General features: G+C 65.6%; 18 protein-coding genes. 10 read left to right on the top strand and 8 right to left on the bottom strand.

From position 1 onward, the window contains the following. Positions 1–16 precede the first annotated feature (16 nt). The gene (locus HGI30_RS21940; protein ID WP_168909452.1) at positions 17–499 is read right to left on the bottom strand and encodes a GAF domain-containing protein; all 483 of its coding nucleotides are present in this window, start codon (positions 497–499) and stop codon (positions 17–19) included. Between the two features lie 221 nt (positions 500–720). Between HGI30_RS21940 and HGI30_RS21935 the strand changes: the two genes are divergently transcribed. The 7 genes from HGI30_RS21935 (at position 721) to HGI30_RS21905 (ending at position 8,132) form a co-directional block, all read left to right on the top strand. Next, positions 721–2,445, top strand: coding sequence for an ABC transporter ATP-binding protein (locus tag HGI30_RS21935; RefSeq protein WP_206110116.1), 1,725 nt, complete (start codon positions 721–723; stop codon positions 2,443–2,445). Further along, complete coding sequence (locus HGI30_RS21930) at positions 2,442–4,394, top strand: ABC transporter ATP-binding protein (RefSeq protein WP_168909450.1); 1,953 nt, start codon at positions 2,442–2,444, stop codon at positions 4,392–4,394. Before HGI30_RS21935 ends, HGI30_RS21930 begins: the two co-directional genes overlap by 4 nt. 168 nt (positions 4,395–4,562) lie before the next feature. Beyond that, complete coding sequence (locus HGI30_RS21925) at positions 4,563–5,186, top strand: TetR/AcrR family transcriptional regulator (RefSeq protein WP_168909449.1); 624 nt, start codon at positions 4,563–4,565, stop codon at positions 5,184–5,186. A 143-nt stretch (positions 5,187–5,329) separates the two neighbouring features. Then, positions 5,330–6,199, top strand: coding sequence for a transporter substrate-binding domain-containing protein (locus HGI30_RS21920; RefSeq protein WP_168909448.1), 870 nt, complete (start codon positions 5,330–5,332; stop codon positions 6,197–6,199). Positions 6,200–6,237: 38 nt separating this feature from the next. Continuing rightward, complete coding sequence (locus HGI30_RS21915) at positions 6,238–6,882, top strand: amino acid ABC transporter permease (protein WP_168909447.1); 645 nt, start codon at positions 6,238–6,240, stop codon at positions 6,880–6,882. 25 nt (positions 6,883–6,907) lie between these two features. Then, positions 6,908–7,657, top strand: a complete 750-nt coding sequence (locus HGI30_RS21910) for an amino acid ABC transporter ATP-binding protein (RefSeq protein WP_168909446.1) — start codon at positions 6,908–6,910, stop codon at positions 7,655–7,657. 52 nt (positions 7,658–7,709) lie between these two features. After that, positions 7,710–8,132 carry an OsmC family protein gene (locus HGI30_RS21905; RefSeq protein WP_168909445.1) on the top strand — a complete coding sequence of 141 codons (423 nt, stop codon included), beginning with the start codon at positions 7,710–7,712 and terminating at the stop codon, positions 8,130–8,132. 121 nt (positions 8,133–8,253) lie between these two features. Here HGI30_RS21905 and HGI30_RS21900 read toward each other — a convergent pair whose 3' ends face one another. The 3 genes from HGI30_RS21900 to HGI30_RS21890 all read right to left on the bottom strand — a co-directional run bounded on the left by HGI30_RS21900 (position 8,254) and on the right by HGI30_RS21890 (position 9,779). Beyond that, on the bottom strand, positions 8,254–8,406 hold the full coding sequence (locus tag HGI30_RS21900; RefSeq protein ID WP_168909444.1) for a hypothetical protein: 153 nt from the start codon (positions 8,404–8,406) through the stop codon (positions 8,254–8,256). Positions 8,407–8,663: 257 nt separating this feature from the next. Then, a complete protein-coding gene (locus HGI30_RS21895; protein WP_168909443.1) occupies positions 8,664–8,852 on the bottom strand; it encodes a hypothetical protein in 189 nt (62 codons plus the stop codon). 81 nt (positions 8,853–8,933) lie between these two features. Beyond that, positions 8,934–9,779 (bottom strand): phosphotransferase family protein, encoded by an 846-nt coding sequence (locus tag HGI30_RS21890; protein WP_168909442.1) that lies wholly within the window; start codon positions 9,777–9,779, stop codon positions 8,934–8,936. A gap of 162 nt (positions 9,780–9,941) precedes the next feature. Between HGI30_RS21890 and HGI30_RS21885 the strand changes: the two genes are divergently transcribed. After that, positions 9,942–10,205, top strand: coding sequence for a hypothetical protein (locus HGI30_RS21885; protein WP_168909441.1), 264 nt, complete (start codon positions 9,942–9,944; stop codon positions 10,203–10,205). Positions 10,206–10,226: 21 nt separating this feature from the next. Further along, complete coding sequence (gene yidC, locus HGI30_RS21880) at positions 10,227–11,078, top strand: membrane protein insertase YidC (RefSeq protein ID WP_235680245.1); 852 nt, start codon at positions 10,227–10,229, stop codon at positions 11,076–11,078. 105 nt (positions 11,079–11,183) lie between these two features. Here the strand turns inward: yidC and HGI30_RS21875 are convergent, their stop codons facing one another. Both HGI30_RS21875 and HGI30_RS21870 read right to left on the bottom strand, forming a co-directional pair. Beyond that, on the bottom strand, positions 11,184–11,639 hold the full coding sequence (locus HGI30_RS21875; protein ID WP_168909440.1) for a hypothetical protein: 456 nt from the start codon (positions 11,637–11,639) through the stop codon (positions 11,184–11,186). A gap of 384 nt (positions 11,640–12,023) precedes the next feature. Beyond that, on the bottom strand, positions 12,024–12,794 hold the full coding sequence (locus HGI30_RS21870) for an ABC transporter ATP-binding protein (protein ID WP_168909439.1): 771 nt from the start codon (positions 12,792–12,794) through the stop codon (positions 12,024–12,026). A 160-nt stretch (positions 12,795–12,954) separates the two neighbouring features. On the opposite strand from HGI30_RS21870, the gene HGI30_RS21865 reads away from it, so the two are divergent. Beyond that, positions 12,955–16,248 carry a choice-of-anchor I family protein gene (locus HGI30_RS21865; RefSeq protein WP_168909438.1) on the top strand — a complete coding sequence of 1,098 codons (3,294 nt, stop codon included), beginning with the start codon at positions 12,955–12,957 and terminating at the stop codon, positions 16,246–16,248. Between the two features lie 298 nt (positions 16,249–16,546). Here HGI30_RS21865 and HGI30_RS21860 read toward each other — a convergent pair whose 3' ends face one another. Both HGI30_RS21860 and HGI30_RS21855 read right to left on the bottom strand, forming a co-directional pair. Continuing rightward, a complete protein-coding gene (locus HGI30_RS21860; protein ID WP_168909437.1) occupies positions 16,547–16,708 on the bottom strand; it encodes a hypothetical protein in 162 nt (53 codons plus the stop codon). A 51-nt stretch (positions 16,709–16,759) separates the two neighbouring features. Beyond that, entirely contained in the window at positions 16,760–17,404 is a 645-nt protein-coding gene (locus HGI30_RS21855) for a hypothetical protein (RefSeq protein WP_168909436.1), read from the bottom strand. Between the last annotated feature and the right edge of the window lie 50 nt (positions 17,405–17,454).

Genomic DNA, 17,454 nt, shown 5'->3' with positions numbered 1-17,454 from the left:
GGTCGGGGCTCCGGATTCAGCGCCCCGCTGTCAGCAAGGCCGCGAAGCGCTCCAGATGGACGCGGTCGGTTTCGTCGAACCGGTCCGTGACGGGGCTGTCGATGTCGAGCACGCCGATCAGACTGCCGTCCTCCGCGAGCAGCGGCACGACGATCTCCGAGCGGGAGGCGGCGTCGCAGGCGATATGGCCGGGGAAAGCGTGCACGTCGGGCACGACGACCGTCTCCTTGCGCTCGGCCGCCGTCCCGCAGACGCCGCGGCCGACCGGGATGCGGACGCAGGCCGGCAGGCCCTGGAACGGACCGAGCACGAGGCCTTTGTCGTCCAGCAGGTAGAACCCGACCCAGTTGATCTCGGTCAGGAACTGGCCGAGCAGCGCCGAGGCGTTGGCCAGGTTGGCGATCAGGCTCGGCTCGTCTTCGATGAGCGCCTGCAGCTGGCGGGTGACCGTTTCGTATTGCTGCTCGCGCGTGCCTTCATAGGCCGTCGTATGGAACATGGGAATCTTCCTTCCTCTTAATAGGGCTTGTTGGGTCTGGTTTTTCCTACGATACCATATCCGTCGTCGGACGGGGTAATCCGCCAGTTTTGTTTAGGCCGATTTAGGCATTGACGGCCCCAGAGCGGCTGAAGTAGAGTTACGGAATGGAAGGAAGTGTTCGTGTGAAAGGGGAACAGAAGGAAGGGCGGAGCATCGGCGGCTGGCGCGTCTACCGCGAGATGCTGGGGCGCTACGTGCTGCCGCAGAAGCGGCTGCTCGGCTGGCTGGCCGCGCTGCTGCTGCTGTCGATCGGCCTGCAGCTGGTCAATCCGCAGATCATCCGCTACTTCATCGATGCCGCCCAGGGGGACGGAAAGCTGACGGCGCTGTATTGGGCGGCCGGCTTCTTCATCCTGTTCTCCCTCGTGCAGCAGGGCGTATCGGTGGCGGCGGCTTATTTCAGCGAGAATCTCGGCTGGTCGACGACGAACCAGCTGCGCGCGGAGCTCGCGGAGCACTGCCTGTCGCTCGACATGAGCTTCCACAAGACGCAGACGTCCGGCTCGCTCATCGAGCGGGTGGACGGAGACGTGAACGCGCTGGCGAACTTCTTCTCCAGCTTCATCATCCACCTCGCCGGCAACCTCGTGCTCATGGTCGGCATCCTGGCGCTGCTGTTCCGCGAGAACATGTGGATCGGGCTCGTCATGACCGCCTTCGTCATCGGGGCGGTGTACGTCATCCAGTGGATCCGCCGCTTCGCCGTGCCGGTCTGGAAGCGCTGGCGCGAGATGAACGCCGAGCTCTACGGCTTCATCGGCGAGCATCTGGAGGGAACGGAGGACACGCGCGCCAACGGCGCGGCCGGCTACGTCATGAACCGGTTCTACGACCTGACCCGACGCATGCTGCCTGTCCGGCTGCGGGCGTTTCTCGGCTTCTGCATGATGTGGAGCACGACGATCCTCGTCTTCGCGCTCGGCAACGCCGCCGCGTTCCTCGTCTGCGCCTGGCTCTGGAAGAGCGGTCAAGGAGGGCTGACGATCGGCTCGATCTATCTCGTGTTCTACTATACCGAGCAGCTCGCCAAGCCGATCGAGAAGATCCGCACCCAGCTCGAGGATCTGCAAAAGGCCGACGCCAGCCTGCTGCGCGTGCGGGAGCTGCTGGCGACCCAGCCCAAGATCCAGGACGGCCCCGGCGCGGAGCTGCCGGCCGGGCCGTTGTCCGTCGAATTCCACGACATGGAATTCGCGTACGAGCAAGGCGGCCGCAATACGCTGCACCGCCTGCAGCTGCGGCTCGAGCCCGGCCAGACGCTCGGCCTGCTCGGACGCACCGGCAGCGGCAAGACGACGCTTGCCCGGCTGCTGCTGCGCTTCTATGATCCGCAGGCCGGCGGCATCCGCCTCGGCGGCGTCGACCTGCGCGAGCTCAAGCTGCACGAGCTGCGGCGCAAGGTCGCGCTCGTCACGCAGAACATCGAGATCCTCGAGGGCAGCGTACGCGACAACCTGACGCTGTTCGACGACTCGATCCCCGACGCCCGGATTTCCGAGGTGCTGCATGAGCTCGGGCTGGGCGCCTGGCACGACTCGCTGCCGGACGGCCTGGACACCGTGCTCGCCTCCGGCGGAGGCAGCCTGTCGGCCGGCGAGGGGCAGCTGCTCGCGTTCGCCCGCGTGTTCCTGACCGATCCGGGGCTCGTCATCCTCGACGAGGCGAGCTCGCGGCTCGACCCGCTGACGGAGACGCGCATCGAGCTGGCGATCACCCGCCTGCTGCAGGAGAAGACGTGCATCATCATCGCGCATCGGCTCGCGACCGTGCAGCGCGCCGACCGCATCCTCATCCTGGAGAACGGACGGGTGCTGGAGAGCGGCGGACGCGAGCAGCTGGCCGGCGACCCGGAATCGCGCTTCAGCCGGATGCTCGCCGTCGGAATGGAGGAGGTGCTGGCATGAAGACAAGAAGCTTCTTCTGGTCGCTGATCCGCTATCGGCCGGGGCTGTACGCGCTCAACCTCATTTTCTGGTCGCTCATCCATATGGCTCCGCTCGTGCCGGGCCTGCTCACCAAGGCGTTCTTCGACGATCTGGAGGGCAGCTACGACTTCCCGTACGGCGTCGCCGCGATCGCCGCGCTGCTCGTCGCCGCCGCGCTCGGACGGATCGGCCTCATCTACGTCGGCTTCCTGACCGACGTCAACGTCCGCTACCGGATCAGCATGCTGCTGCGCCGCAACATGCTCGCCCACGTGCTCAAGGAGCCGGGAGCGAGGGCGATTCCGGTATCGCCGGGCGAGGCGATCAGCAACTTCCGCGACGACGTCGACCATACCGAGGAGGCGGTCAGCTGGTCGGTCGACATGCTCGGCCTCATCGGCTTCGTCGGCGTGGCGAGCTGGATCCTGATCTCCATCGACGCGCAGATGACGGTGCTCGTGTTCGTGCCGCTCATCCTCGTCGTCACGGCCGCCCAGGTCGCGACCGCCCGCATCCAGAAGTACCGCGCCGCCAGCCGCGAGGCGACGGCCAAGGTGACCGGAGCGATCAGCGAGATGTTCGGCAACGTGCAGGCGATCCAGGTCGCAGGCGCGGAGAAGCGCGTCGTCGGACGGTTCGTGCAGCTGAGCGAGCGCCGCCGCCAGACGATGGTCAAGGACAAGCTGATGACCGAGGCGCTGTCCTCCGTCTTCGCCAACTCCGTCAACCTCGGCACCGGCCTCATCCTGCTGCTCGCCGGCTACAAGATGCGCGCCGGCGGCTTCTCGGTCGGCGACCTGGCGCTGTTCGTCTACTACCTGACGTTCGTGACGCAGCTCATCGGCAACGTCGGCAACTTCATGACCTATTACAAGCAGATGGCCGTCAGCTTCGGCCGCATCAAGTCGATGCTGCAAGGCGCGCCGGCGCAGCTGCTGACGAAGCCCGCCTACATCGGGCTCGGCCGCCGCAAGCCGGGGCGCGGCGGGCAGGCGCAAGAGGCGCGCGCCGCGCAGGCGGGTCCGAGCGGGCCGGCAGAATCGTCGGCGGGCGGCGGCGCTTCGGGAGCATCGGAGAGCCGGCCGACCGCAGCCGCTGCCGCCGCGGAGCCGAATTCAGGCCCGCCGCCGGCCTCGGTCCGGGAATCGGACCTTTCCGTGCGGCTCGACGACGACTTCGCGCCGCCCGTCCAGGCTCCGCCGCTGCAGGTGCTGGAGGCGCGCGGCCTGACCTACCGGTTCCCGGAGACGGGACGAGGCATCGAGGGCATCGACCTGACGCTGCGGGCCGGTTCGTTCACCGTCGTGACGGGCATGATCGGCAGCGGCAAGACGACGCTCGTGCGGACGCTGCTCGGCCTGCTGCCGGCTGAGGCGGGCGAGGTCCGCTGGAACGGCGAGACCGTCGAGCGGCCGGCCGACTTCTTCGTGCCGCCGCAGAGCGCGTACACGGCGCAGATTCCGCGCCTGTACAGCGACCGGCTCCGCAACAACATCCTGCTCGGAGAGCCCGAGCGTCCCGGCAGCGTGGCGGGGGCGCTCCATGCCGCCGTCATGGAGGAGGACATCGGCGGGCTGGAGCACGGCCTCGACACGATGGTCGGCCCGCGCGGCGTCAAGCTGTCCGGCGGCCAGGCGCAGCGTACGGCCGCGGCCCGCATGCTCGTGCGCGACGCGCAGCTGTACGTGTTCGACGACCTGTCGAGCGCGCTTGACGTCGAGACGGAGCGCCGCCTTTGGGAGCGGTTGTTCCGGCAGCGCGGCGACGCGGCCTGCCTCGTCGTCTCCCACCGCAAGGCGGCGCTCGCGCATGCCGACCATATCATCGTGCTGCATGGCGGCCGCATCGAGGCCGAGGGCAGCGCCGAGGAGCTGCTGCGCACGAGCGAGAGCTTCCGCCAGCTATGGCATGGCGAGGAGACCGGCTGATGCCGGACGATGGCGCAGCGGCCGGACATCGCGGCTAGGGCCGCAGGAACGGACCGTCAGGATATCGATCCTGACGGTTTTTTTCTGTCCTTGCCTTGACAATACCCCACTTTGTCTATAGGATTTAACCATCAACTGACTGACCAGTCAATCGGGAGGCGGGGAAGGATGTCCCACGGCGTGGAGACGGAGAGGCGTCGGCAGCTGATGGCTTGCGCGCTGCAGCGGTTCGCCCGGCATGGCTACCATGCGGCCAAGATTTCCGACATCGTCGCCGATGCGGGCGTCGCGCAGGGCACGTTCTACTGGCACTTCAAGAGCAAGGAAGCGGTCGCGCTGGAGCTCGTCGCCGAAGGGCGCCGCCAGCTGACCGAAGTGATCGCGCAGGGCTACCGCCGCAGCGGCGGCACGCTGCCCGACATGGTGCGGGCGTCGGAGCAGCTGTTCGCGGATCTGTACCGGTTCGCGGAGGGCAACCGCCAATGGATGGAGCTGCTGCTCGGCGGGCTGCAGGGCAGCGAGGCGGTGTCCGCGGCGATCGCGGAGACGAGGCTCGCGCTGGAACAGGCGTTCGTCGCCAACATCGAGCGGGCGGTGGAGCTCGGCATGCTGCCGAGGGACATGGATGCGGCGCTGCGGGCGGCGATGCTGATGAGCCTCGTGGAGGGGCTGATCGGCCGCTGGCTGCTGTCGCCGCGCCTGCCCGGCAGCGGCGTCGCCGGCCGCACGGCCGAGCAGCTTGCCGCCGAGACGGCGCGATTCGAGTTCTACGGCCTGCCGGGAGGCGTCTAGCCGCTGGCCTGGTTCGCCGCTTGGCGGGCGCAGGGCAGGGCCGGCCGTCTCGATCCGCCCGGCCGGCGCATGATTCCGGTACGGTCGGACAGCTTATAGAGAAAAGGAACCAAACTTACCTGACTATGGGAGTGTGTGAACGAATGACCAAATGGACCAAGAAGCTCGGGCTGATCGCCCTCATCTCGACCACCGCCGTGCTGGCGGCCTGCGGCGGCGCGAACGGCAATGCCCCGGCGGCCTCGCCGGCTCCGTCCGCGAGCCCCGGCGCGGAGCAGCCGGCTGCCGATGGCGGCCTGCTCGCCGACATCAAGAAAGCCGGCGTGCTCAAGGTCGGCCTGATGGGAACGTATGCGCCGTACAATTTTCTGAACGACAACAAGGAAATCGACGGCTTCGACGCCGATATCGCCAAGGAGATCGCGAAGCGCCTCGGCGTGCAGGCGGAATTCGCGCCGCAGGAATTCTCGGGCCTCATCCCGAGCCTCCAGGCCAAGAAGATCGACGTCATCATCAGCCAGGTGACGATCACCGACGAGCGCAAGAAGGCGATCGACTTCTCCCAGCCTTACATCACCAATCAGGTGAAGGTGATCGTGCAGGAGAAGAACGACTCCATCACGCAGCTGGCGGACTTCAAAGGGAACAAGATCGGCGTCGGCCTCGGCACGAACGACGAGACGTACCTGCGCACGACCGTGCTGCCGGAAGTGGGCGAGTTCCAGATCATGACGTACGACGACGTCATCACGACGCTGCAGGACCTGAACGCCGGCCGCATCGACGCCACGATCAACAACCTGTACGCGCTGAAGCCGGTCGTCGAGAAGAACGGCTTCCAGATCAAGGCGGTCGGCGAGCCGATCAAGTCCGATCGGGCGGGAGTGGCGCTGCGCAAGGACAACCCGGACCTGCTCGCGGCGATCGACGAGGCGCTGACGGGCATCAAGGAAGACGGAACGTACAAGACGATCTTCGTCAAATGGTTCGGCGAGGAGCCGCCGGCGGAATGACGCGCGGCCGGAGCCGGCCGCGACGGGAGGAATGACGAATGGATCTGGTGTTCGACAACGCCGGCTTCCTGCTCCGGGGCGCGTATTACACGCTGCTCATCACGCTGCTGTCGATGGTTTTCGGCCTGCTGATCGGGCTCGCCGTCGCGCTCATGCGGCTGCGGGGGCCGTGGCCGCTGCGGGCGCTGGCCCGCGTCTACGTCTCGATCATCCGGGGGACGCCGGCGCTCGTGCAGATCGTCATCGTTTACTACGGACTGGTGGACTACGGCATCACGCTCGGCCCGATTACGGCGGCCGTCATCGCGCTCAGCATCAACGTCGGCGCGTTCCTGTCGGAGACGTTCCGCGGGGCGATCCAGGCGGTGCCCAAAGGGCAGCTCGAGGCGGCGTACGCGACCGGCATGACGACGGGGCAGGCCATGCGGCGCATCATCCTGCCTCAGGCCGCGCGCATCGCGCTGCCGCCGATGGGCAATACGTTTGTCGGCATGCTGAAGGAGACGTCGCTCGTCTCGGTCATCACGGTGACCGAGCTGCTGCGCTCGGCGCAGCTGCTGATCGCCCAGTATTACGTGAACATGCCGTTCTACATCGGCATCGCCGTCATGTACTGGGTCATGAGCACGGCGTTCACGACGCTGCTGCATGCGATGGAGCGCCGCCTGGCGCGGGCGTACTGAAGAGACAGCGGAGGAAGGGATCGACATGATCGAGGCGCGGGAGCTGGTGAAGCAGTTCGGTCCGCAGCGCGTGCTGGACGGGATCGACCTGAAGGTGGAGGAAGGCGAGATCGTCGTGCTGCTCGGCCCGAGCGGATCCGGCAAAAGCACGCTGCTGCGCTGCCTGAACGGGCTGGAGACGCCAACCTCCGGCACCGTGGAGGTGGCAGGCGTCATCGTCGATGCCGGCCTGAAGCCGCGCGACCGGGAGGCGCGGTTCCGGAGCATCCGGCAGCGGACAGGGATGGTGTTCCAGCAGTTCAATCTGTATCCGCACAAGACGGCGCTCGGCAACGTGACGGAGGCGCTGCGCGTCGTGCGCGGCCTGGCGGCCGCGGAGGCGGACCGGATCGGCGAGCGGCTGCTCGCGCGGGTCGGCCTGTCGGACAAGCGCGACGCCTACCCGTCCCGGCTGTCGGGCGGCCAGCAGCAGCGCGTGGCGATCGCGCGGGCGCTGGCGACGGAGCCGGCCGTCCTGCTGTTCGACGAGCCGACGTCGGCGCTCGATCCGGAGCTTGTCGGCGAGGTGCTTGCCGTCATGCGGGAGCTGGCCCGCGAGGGCATGACGATGGTCGTCGTCACGCATGAGATGAAGTTCGCCCGCGAGGCGGCGAGCCGCGTCGTCTTCCTGGACGGCGGCCGCATCGTGGAGGAGGCCGCTCCGGAGGCTTTCTTCGCGTCGCCGCGTCACGAACGCGCGCAGCGGTTCATCCGGCAGCTGCAAGGAGAGCGCTAGAGCGCTGAGGGCACGAGGCAAGACTACTTTGAGGGAAAGAAGGCGGATCGACGTGATCGTAACGACAACCTGGCAGGGAAAACGCGCGTTTACCTCCGAGGGGGATTCCGGCTATGCGATCGGCATGGACGCCACGCCCGCTTACGGCGGCGAGGGCAAGGGAGCGACGCCGATGGAGCTGCTGCTGGCCGGCCTGGCCGGCTGCATCGGCATCGACGTGACGATGATCCTCGACCACTTCCTGGATCAAATCGACCGGCTCGACATCATCGCCGACGGGACGCGCAAGACAGAGACGCCGACGGGCTTCACGCACATCGCGCTCACGTTCCACGTCGACGGCCGGATCCCGGACTACCGGATCTGGAAGGCGATCGAGCTCGGCAGCAAGAAATACTGCGCGGTCTCCGATTCGCTCAAGGCCGAGATCGAGTACCGGCTCGTGCTGAACGGCGAGCCGCAGGAGCGCGCCTGATGCGGCACGCGTCCGGCTGGACCGCGTGAATCGACGGAGGGCCGTCCGGCTTGCCTTGACATGCTGAAAAAACTCCCTGTCCGCAAGCCGACTCGGCTTGCGGCAGGGAGTTTTTTTGGATTCAAGCCTGGAGCATGCGCTCGGCGAGCCAGCGCATCTCGCGCTGGAAGCGGCGGGGCGGAGCGGCAGCCTCTTCGTCCATCGAGGCATGGATCCACCACGGGCTCTCCAGCATGTACAGCATGCGCAGCGATCGCTGGAGGTCGACCCGCACGGGGTGGACTGCCCATCGCGATAGCGCTGGGAGTGGAACTGCTTGAGCAGGTAGCCGCCCTGCTCGGTCTCCACCCTCCACTTGCGGTTCATCCAGCCCAACGGCACCGGGCGCGCGGCGCGCACGGTCATCGAGAAGCGCTGCCGCAGCTCCTCCCGCAGCTCGTCGAGCAGCCGCTGTCCTTCTTCTCCTTGCCGATCGTCATCCATGACGCGCTTCTCCTCCCGGCCGCCTGGCGCTGCGGCGCTCGCACCGCTTCAATGCAGATAGGTATAGATATACGTCTTGCCGCACATATGGCGCTCGTCGGCGTCGTACACGCGGATGCGCAGCAGCTCGCTCACCTTCAGCGAGTGCAGGTATTCGTTGAGCTCCGACTGGCGTCGGAACACCAGCTCCTGCCGCTCCTCGTCGCCGCTTGCATAGCGCAAGGTCCAGGTCGACATGCTTGATCCCTCCATGTAGGCTTCGTTCGCCTTCCGGCGAAGGCTGTCGATTCCATTGTAACCGTTTCCGCTAAGACTGATTCAGAACGAGGCGGCAGGCAGCGGAGGCTGGCGCCGCAGCTCGCTCTGCACGAGCTTATGCAGCAGCAGCTTCTCCTCCGGCGGCAGCTGCTCGCAGAGGCGCGCCGCCGCGAGCGGCAGCATCCAGGCCTCGAGCTCTTCCTGCTCCAGTCCGCTGAGCCGCAGGTAGGTGCGACGGTACTGGCAGAGGAGCATGGCCCGGACGCGGTTGAAGACAAAGGACGAAAGACGGGACAGCTCCTCCGGCAGCATGGCGGTGCGGAGCAGCAGCACGGTGCGCGCGGCGTCCGCGGCCGGATGGCCGGATACGGCCGTCATCCAGTCGACGACCCAGGCCTTGCCGCCGCCAAGAATGACGTTGCCGGGATGGAAGTCCCCGTGCAGCAGCTGCCGTCCGGCCGGCAGCTTGAGGAGAGCCGCGATCGCGGCCTCCTTCTCGGACTCGGCCAGCAGCGGCGCGGCCTGGATCCGGCGCTTGAGCGAGTCGATCAGGCAAGGCATCCCGGAGTCCGGCCCGGCGCCGGTGCGGTGAATGTCGATGTGGAGCCGCGCCATGCGGGCGCCGCAGGCGACGATGCGCCATGGCTGCCGGTATAGAACGGCGAGCATCGTCGATCCGGCGATCCGCTCGAAGGCGATGGCGGGACGGCCCTGCCACTCCGCCAGGAAATAGGCCTTCGGCACGGGCAGCCCGGCCGAGGCGGCGACCCGGGATGCCGCGAGCTCCTGCTCGGCGGCGAGACGGGGAATGCTTTCCTTGAACCATTTCAGAACCTGGTCGTCGCCATAGCTGCATATCTGAGCGGTACGGCCCTGGGCCGCGACCGGACCTGGAGCATGTTCCATGATGTCGGCTCACTCCGTTCTCGAATGGTTCCTCGTCTGGCATGATATCCTATTTCTGCAAGCGGTGCCAAAAATCCTGCCGAGGCCGCGCATCGCATGCCGCTGGCGCGCGCAGGCGCGCTGTGGTACGCTGATCCCAGATGAAGCGGAGGAGGTGAGATCATGCTGGACGTGCATGAGCTGCTGTCCTGGATCTGGTCGGTCGGCCTTGCCTGCTCGGCCGCGTACTACTATCTGGCCTGGCTGCATTCCGGATCGCGCAGCGCTTCCATGCTGCCTGCGGCAGCCGAGCTCGGACGACCTTGCGTGATCCGGCCCGCTGCCGTCAGCCGTCCGATCGGCCAGAAGCTGGTCCGGCTGAGGAAGCGCAAGGAATCGCCCGATGACGACGCCTCCGCCTGCCCGTCCCTTGTCGCTGTCGCTTAGACAACACAAGGGAGGAACAAGATGTTTGCCATGATTCCCAAGCCGAGGCTTGGAACGTTGTCCAAGGGCGCGCTTGCAGCGATCGCCCTGCTGCTGCTCGCCGGATGCGGCGCGAACGGCACGATCGATGCCGACACGCCGGGGCTGTTCAACCATTACGTCGTCTTTCCGCTGGCCTGGCTGCTGCGCGTCCTGGCCGGAGGCCTGCACGACAATTACGGCATCGCGCTTATCCTCGTGACGCTGCTCGTGCGGCTCGCGCTCATGCCGCTCATGCTGCGGCAGTATCGCGGCCAGCAGGTGATGAAGGGCAAGATGAAGCGCATGCAGCCGGAGCTCGAGGCGCTCAAGGAGCGCCATGCGGGCGGGGACAAGACGCCGGAAGCGATGCAGAAGCAGCAGAAGGAAACGATGGAGCTGTACAGCAAGCACGGCTACAATCCGCTCGCGATCGGCTGCCTGCCGCTGCTCATCCAGCTGCCGATCCTGACGGGGCTCTACTATGCGATCCGCATGAGCCCGGAGCTGTCGAGCCACAGCTTCCTCTGGTTCCAGCTCGGGCAGCCGGACCTCGTCCTGCCGCTGCTCGCGGCGGCCGTCTACTTCGTGCAGGCCAAGCTGTCGCAGCGGGGCATGGAGCAGACCGACATGCAGAAGCAGATGGCTTGGATGGTCTACCTGTCGCCGGTCATGATGGGCCTGTTCTCCTTCTCCGCTCCGGCGGCGCTGCCGCTCTACTGGACGGCAGGCGGCCTCATCCTTCTCGTGCAGACGCTGCTGGGGCAGCGGCTGTACCGGCACTTGGCCGAGGGCGAGGAGCCTGCGCCGCCAAGCGGCCTTACGGGCGGGGCTGCCGCCAAGAGCGCCCGCTGACGCCGCTCGGCGACAGCAGACTGACTTGATTCAAAAAAAAGCCATTCCGATCGCCCGAGGCGATCGGAATGGCTTTTTTGGTACGGGAAGTGCGAGGGACGAAGCCTAGACATTGATCTCGATCGGCTCGTCCTTGTCCTTGAGCTTCACCAGCATATACTCCACGTTTTGCGAGCTGCCGAGGTTGACGTTCTTGGAGTCGAACTCGATCTCGTCCTGCACCTCGAGGCGTCCTCCGTCCTCGACGGTCTTGTTGATCGTCTTGCGCAGAGAACGGTCGGGATCGTTCAGCAGCAGGTTGCTCTTGAGGATGGGCTCGACCCATTCGACCTCTTGCGGCGAGCCGCTGACGTTTTCGAGCGTGACGCGATAGATGAGCTTTTTCCAGTTCTCCTTGCCGGACACGAGCTCGAGACCTTCGCTGGCGACGCGCGACTTCCAGCCGTCGGTCACGGGAGAGGTGAAATTGCAGCCGCCGAGCAGCAGCGCGGAGATCAGGACGAGCAGCGAGAGCAGCTTCATCGAACGGCCGGCCGGCAGGCGGCCCAGCGAGATGTTCATTTCGGGCGACAGCTCCTTGTACGCGAAAGTCGGGCAGCCGCACGGAAGACAGCCCTTTCCTCCATTGTAGAGAACGGCGCTTGCCGGAGCAAAGGACATTCCGTGACAATTGCGGCGGCGTCCGGCCGAATGACTGGCGGAGCAGGGAGAAGGAGGATGTCCTGGCATAGCCTTCCCAAAGGGAGGGCGGTTCATGAGCGGGAAGGGGCTGTGATGGCACAGAAGCGGCCTTGACGCGCCGACGAGAGCTGTCTGCGCTCCGATGCATGACCTCGACGAAAGAGGGGAGGGAAGGGTTGAATCATGAAAAACGAAAATGCCAGCCTCGCTTGATCCGAATCCTTTACAGCGCTCTCAAGCACGAGGCCAACGCACGGGCAAAGCTCAAAGCGCCCGCACGTACACTCTCCCGCCGTGCGTCTCGGCCGCGACCGGCGCCTCGAAAAATTCGGTCAGCGTCGCCGAGTCGAGCACGTCGGCCACCGGTCCGCTGCGGAACACCTGCCCCCGTCGGAGCAGCAGCGCATGGCCGAGCTCCGGCACGATCTCCTCGGTATGATGCGTGACGTAGATGAGCGTCGGCGCGTCGGGACGGCGTGCCAGCTCGGAGATGCTCTCCAGCAGCCGCTCGCGCGAGAACAGGTCGAGCCCGTTGCACGGCTCGTCTAGGATGAGCACCTGCGGCGAAGCCATGAGGGCGCGCGCGAGGAGCAGCTTCTGCTTTTCGCCCTGCGAGCAGGTGCCGTACTCCCGGTCCCACAGATGGAGGCAGCCGAGCGACTCCATCTGTCCCCGCGCCCGCGTCTCGTCCTCGTCGGATACGGCATCGTAGAGGCCGATCGTCGCATGGATGCCGCTCAGGACGACGTATTGGGCGCGATCGGTCTTGTACAGCTTGTCCTGCAAGGAGTTGCTCACCCAGCCGATCGACTTGCGCAGCTCGCGCAGGTCGACTTCGCCGTACTTGCGCCCGAGCACCGACACCTCGCCCGACGTCGGCCAGATGTAGCCGCAGACGATGTTCAGCAGCGTCGTCTTGCCGGAGCCGTTCAGGCCGAGCAGCGCCCAATGCTCGCCGGGACGCACGCGCCAGCTCACCTCGTCGAGGAGCGTCAGGCGCTCCCTTTTCCAGGTGACTTGCTTCAGCTCGATCATGAATCGTTCCCCTCTCCATCTGATTGACCTGGATATCGTTTTATTCTAAAGGATTTTCCTGCGGCAGGCCTATACAAAATCTTTAGGATTCGGTGACGGGGCCTTTACATCGCCTTGATAAGCTCGGGACCAGGACAAGCAGACGAGGGGGATTAACGAGATGAAACGAAAATGGATGCGCATGGCCGGGCTGGGGCTGACCCTGACGACGGCGTCGGCCGGCCTGGTGCCGGCCGGAGGTCCGGCGTTCGCTTCGGCGGCCGAGGCTGCCGGCGCGGGTGCGGCGAGCGCTTTGGCGCCGACGGTAACGGGACAGACGTACGCGGACGCGTTCGCCATGACCAAGATCGGCGAGTACCGCGTCGGCATGGCGAGCGAGGACGGCGGCGTAGCCGAGATCGTCAAATACAACCGCGACAACGGACGGTTCTACGTCGTGAACGGCTCCGCTGTTCCGCCGAGCCTCGACATCGTCGAGCTGAAGGCCGGCGCGATGCAGCTGGAGCGCAAGATCGACGCGAAGCTGCTGGCCGAGTCGGAAAGCGGCTTCGCGTTCGGCGATCTGACGAGCGTCGACGTCAACAAGGCGGCGAAGCGCGTGTTCGTCGCCGTCCAGGCGGCAGGAGCGAACGACGCGGGCCTGGTGCTGGAGCTTGATTATGACGGGAAGCTCGTGCGCGCCTATCCGGCCGGCAAGCAGCCGGACATGGTGAAATCGACGCCGGACGGCCGCTACGTGCTGACCGCGGACGAAGGCGAGCCGCGCGACGGCGCCGGCGCGCCCGATCCGGAGGGCACCGTGACGATCATCGACCGCAGTACAGGCTTGTCGCGGCAGATCGGGTTCGACGACGAGTCGATCATCGGCGACGGGGTCCATATTCGGGGCGGGGTCGACGGGAACGGCCAGATCATCGGCAAAGGGCCGAAGGCCAAAGCCGTCACCGACCTGGAGCCGGAGTACATCGCGCTGTCGGCGGACGGACGGACCGCGTATGTCTCGCTGCAGGAAAACAACGCCGTCGCCGAGCTCGACCTCGCGGCGGGACGCTTCACGGCCGTACGCGGCCTCGGCCTCAAGGACCTGAGCCTGCCCGCGAATGCGCTCGATCTCGACGGCAAGGACAAGAAGTACGCGCCGGTGACGGCAAACGCCTACGGCGTCTACATGCCGGACGGCATCGCTTCCTATGAATCGGGCGGGCGCCAGTATCTGGTGACGGCCAATGAAGGCGATGCGACGGAGTGGCCGGGCATGACGAACGCGACCAAGGTGAAGAATCTCAAGGGCTTGCTGGCGCCGGGCTCGGCCGCGGCGGCGTTTTTCGGGGCGACCAGCGCGTATGACGACGTCGAGGCGATGAGCGATTGGGGCGCGGAAGCCGTCTATCTGTACGGCGGTCGCTCGTTCTCGATCTGGGACGCGGCGGACCTCAAGCAGGTGTACGACAGCGGAAACGCCTTCGAGGCGATCACCGCCACGCGATTGCCGGACGTATTCAACGCTTCCAACACGAACAAGAAGTTCGATTCCCGCAGCACGAAAAAGGGACCCGAGCCCGAGGACGTGCGGATCGGGCGCATCGGCGAGCGGACGCTGGCGTTCACCGGCCTGGAGCGGATCGGCGGTGTCATGGCGTACGACGTGACTTCCCCGGCGGAAGCCCGGTTCGTCAGCTACGTCAATACCCGCGACTTCGGCGAGAGCGGCGGCGAGAACGCGATGAACACCGATTCCGCGCCGGAGGGGCTGGAGTTCATCGCAGCCTCGGACAGCCCGACGGGACAGCCGCTGCTGCTCGTCGCTCATGAGGTGAGCGGCACGGTCGCCGTCCTGCAGCTGGAGACGACGCGCGTGGAGCTGGCTCGGCCGGAGCTGGTGCTGACAGCAGGGGAGGCGGCGGTGCAGCTGGAGGCCAAAGCCGTGTCTGGAGCGGGAGTCCCGACGGTCGCTGCGCTGACCTATTCGTCCAGCCGGCCGGATGTCGCATCGGTGGATGCGGATGGAAAGGTGAAGCCGCTCCGGGCAGGAAGCGCCGTCATCCGCGTCGTGAGCGCCGACGGCTACGGCGTCGCCGAGCTGAACGTGACGGTGAAGGCGGCGGCCGAGCCGAGCGTCTCGCCAAATCCGACTCCGAGTCCGACGCCGCAGCCGACGCCAGGCGGTGGGGGAGGCGGGGGCATCGTCGTGCCAACGTCGAGTCCGAGCGCCTCGCCGAGTCCGACGCCAGCGCCTGCCGGCGCGGCCGTGCAGGTGAACGTAAGCGGCGGCGTCGCGAGCGGCGTGCTGGAGCTGGCTGCCGGAGCGGACGGCTTCGTCGAGGTCAGCGCGGCAGCGGCCGAACAGGCGCTCGAGCGGCTGCGGGCCGCCGGAGCGGACCGCCGCGAGCTGGAGCTGCGCGCGGCAGCAGGCACGCCATCCGCGGCCGCGCTGCGGCTGACGGCCGAGGCGGCCGCGAAGCTGGCGGCGGCCGGCCTGGAGCGCGTGCGGCTGAGCGCGGCTGGACTGGCTACCGCCGAGTGGAGCGGCGAAGCGTTCGCAGCGGCTGCGCGCACCGCCGGAGCGGGCGCATGGTCGCTGGAGGCGAAGAGCGGCAGCGGCGCGGTGAGCGTGACGCTGATTGCCGCAGGCAAGGAGCTGCGCGGAGCGGATGCCGCAGCCGTGCGGCTGAGCTTGCCATATACGCTGTCGGCGGAGGAGGCGGCACGGCCGGAAGCAATCGTGGCGCTTGATGCGGCAGGCAAGCCGATCCTCCGCAGCGTGTACCGGGACGGCCGGCTCGTGCTGGCCGGCAGCGGCACCGGCGTGTACCGGATGTCGTGTGAGGCGGAGGCTTACGGCGACACCGCCGGCAAGTATATGGAAGCGCCGGCGGCGTTCCTGACGGCCCGCGGCATCGTGCAGGGCACGGCTGCCGGCGTCTTCTCGCCGCAGCGCACGCTGACCCGCGCGGATCTGGCGGTCATGCTGAGCCGCATGGCCGGAGCGGGCGCCAGCGGCGAGACGGGAGGCGCCTCCGCTGCGGCCAGCAGCAACGGCCGTGCCGAAGCACCGGCGGCGTCCGCTGCCAGCGGCGGCTTCGCGGACGTGCCGACCGGCGCGTACTATGCGCCGGCGGTCGCCTGGGCGGGGGCCGAGGGCATCGCGGGCGGCACGGGCGGCGGACGGTTCGAGCCGCTCGCCGCAGTGACGCGCGAGCAGCTGGCCGCGATGCTCGTCCGCTTCGCGGACCGCGCCGGCTGGGCGCTGCCGTCCGCAGGCGCGAGCGCCTTCGCGGACGCCGCGTCCATCTCGCCCTATGCCCGCGAGGCGGTGCACGCTCTGGCCGCAGCCGGCATCGTGAACGGACGCCCGGGCGCGGGCGGCCAAGCGTTCTTCGCGCCGCAAGCGACCGCCACGCGAGGCGAGGCGGTGGCGATGCTCGCTTCGTTCGTCCAGGCTTCCGTCCGCTAGACGCGGCCGAGCCAGGTCCATCCAGGCCGCTCGCAAGCGGCGTATGGATCGCCCTTTCCGCCACGCAGCAAGAAAAGACCTTGATCCGGCAGCGATGCCGAATCAAGGTCTTCTTGGCGTTTTGAGCATCTGTTCCGGTCTTCTTGGCGTCCCGGCGTCATTCGTGGAGCGGACAGGAACGGTGGGCGGCCCCTGCTCCATGAATGAATACACGCGGAGAGCCTAGCGCACCGCCAAGCGCAAGATAAGCTGCTCGCCGAGCGGCCGCGTTCCTACAGGAAAGAGCAACATGGTATAGCTATTTAAAATACAATAAAGCAGCCAATCCTCCGATAATGACGAGGGTTGTTATGATCCTGAACAGGCAGCTGCCTTTGGTCAAAGCATTCCAATCACCGATTGTGGCGCGGTTGAAAGCATCTGAAAAAGTTATAAATGGCTTTTTTTTATATTCTTCCATCTGCTTCGTCTCCTGCTTATCCCGGTTATTCAAAAGTCCTGCCTCCAGAAATCAAACTCTTACACTTAGTTGAATCTCATAAGTCGCAGCCATTCCACTTACCCGTATCGTCGCCCAAGAATCAGCGCCTGTCCCAGAGTATGCTGAACTCGGGAAGTACTGAATATAGCCCCAACCAGGGTTATAGCTGAACGAGTTGGATGTAGGATTCTTTTTTGCGGTCTTGCCTGCCGTAATAGAATCAGCTCGGTAGATTACTTCTCTATCCGTAATATAGTATAAAGAATTTTCAGGTTTCCATCCTCCATAAACACGCTGCAAATCAATTAATTCTCCTTTTTTGTTATAGACTACGTTAATCGTGGCTGTTGCCCCAACTTCCGTTTTACTGCCTCCTTGATCGGTTTGAGGAGTGATGAACGAGCCATCATGCTTGGGGAAATAAAAAGAAACCTTATAGGCTTTTGATGTATAGCTAGTACCGGAAAATGAATTATTTTGCGTGTGCAATTCTTCTATAACTGCCTTCACCTGTTCATGTGAATTCCTGCTTTTAATCGTCGCTTCAATAGTAGCTTCATTTATCAATTGGTTTTTAACATAGTGTGTACTCTCTTCGTTTTGGGCATATGAGGTTTTTGTGAAGATTAAAGGAAACAAAAGCACACCTGTCAATAAAATGATGAATTTTTTCAATTTAAAATCCTCCTTTAAAGTCAGAATGGGCCCGAGCTAATCATCACCTC

It is taken from the genome of Paenibacillus albicereus, from assembly GCF_012676905.1.
GTDB classification, from domain to species: Bacteria; Bacillota; Bacilli; order Paenibacillales; family Paenibacillaceae; genus Paenibacillus_O; species Paenibacillus_O albicereus.
This window is presented reverse-complemented; position numbering and strand designations above follow the sequence as displayed.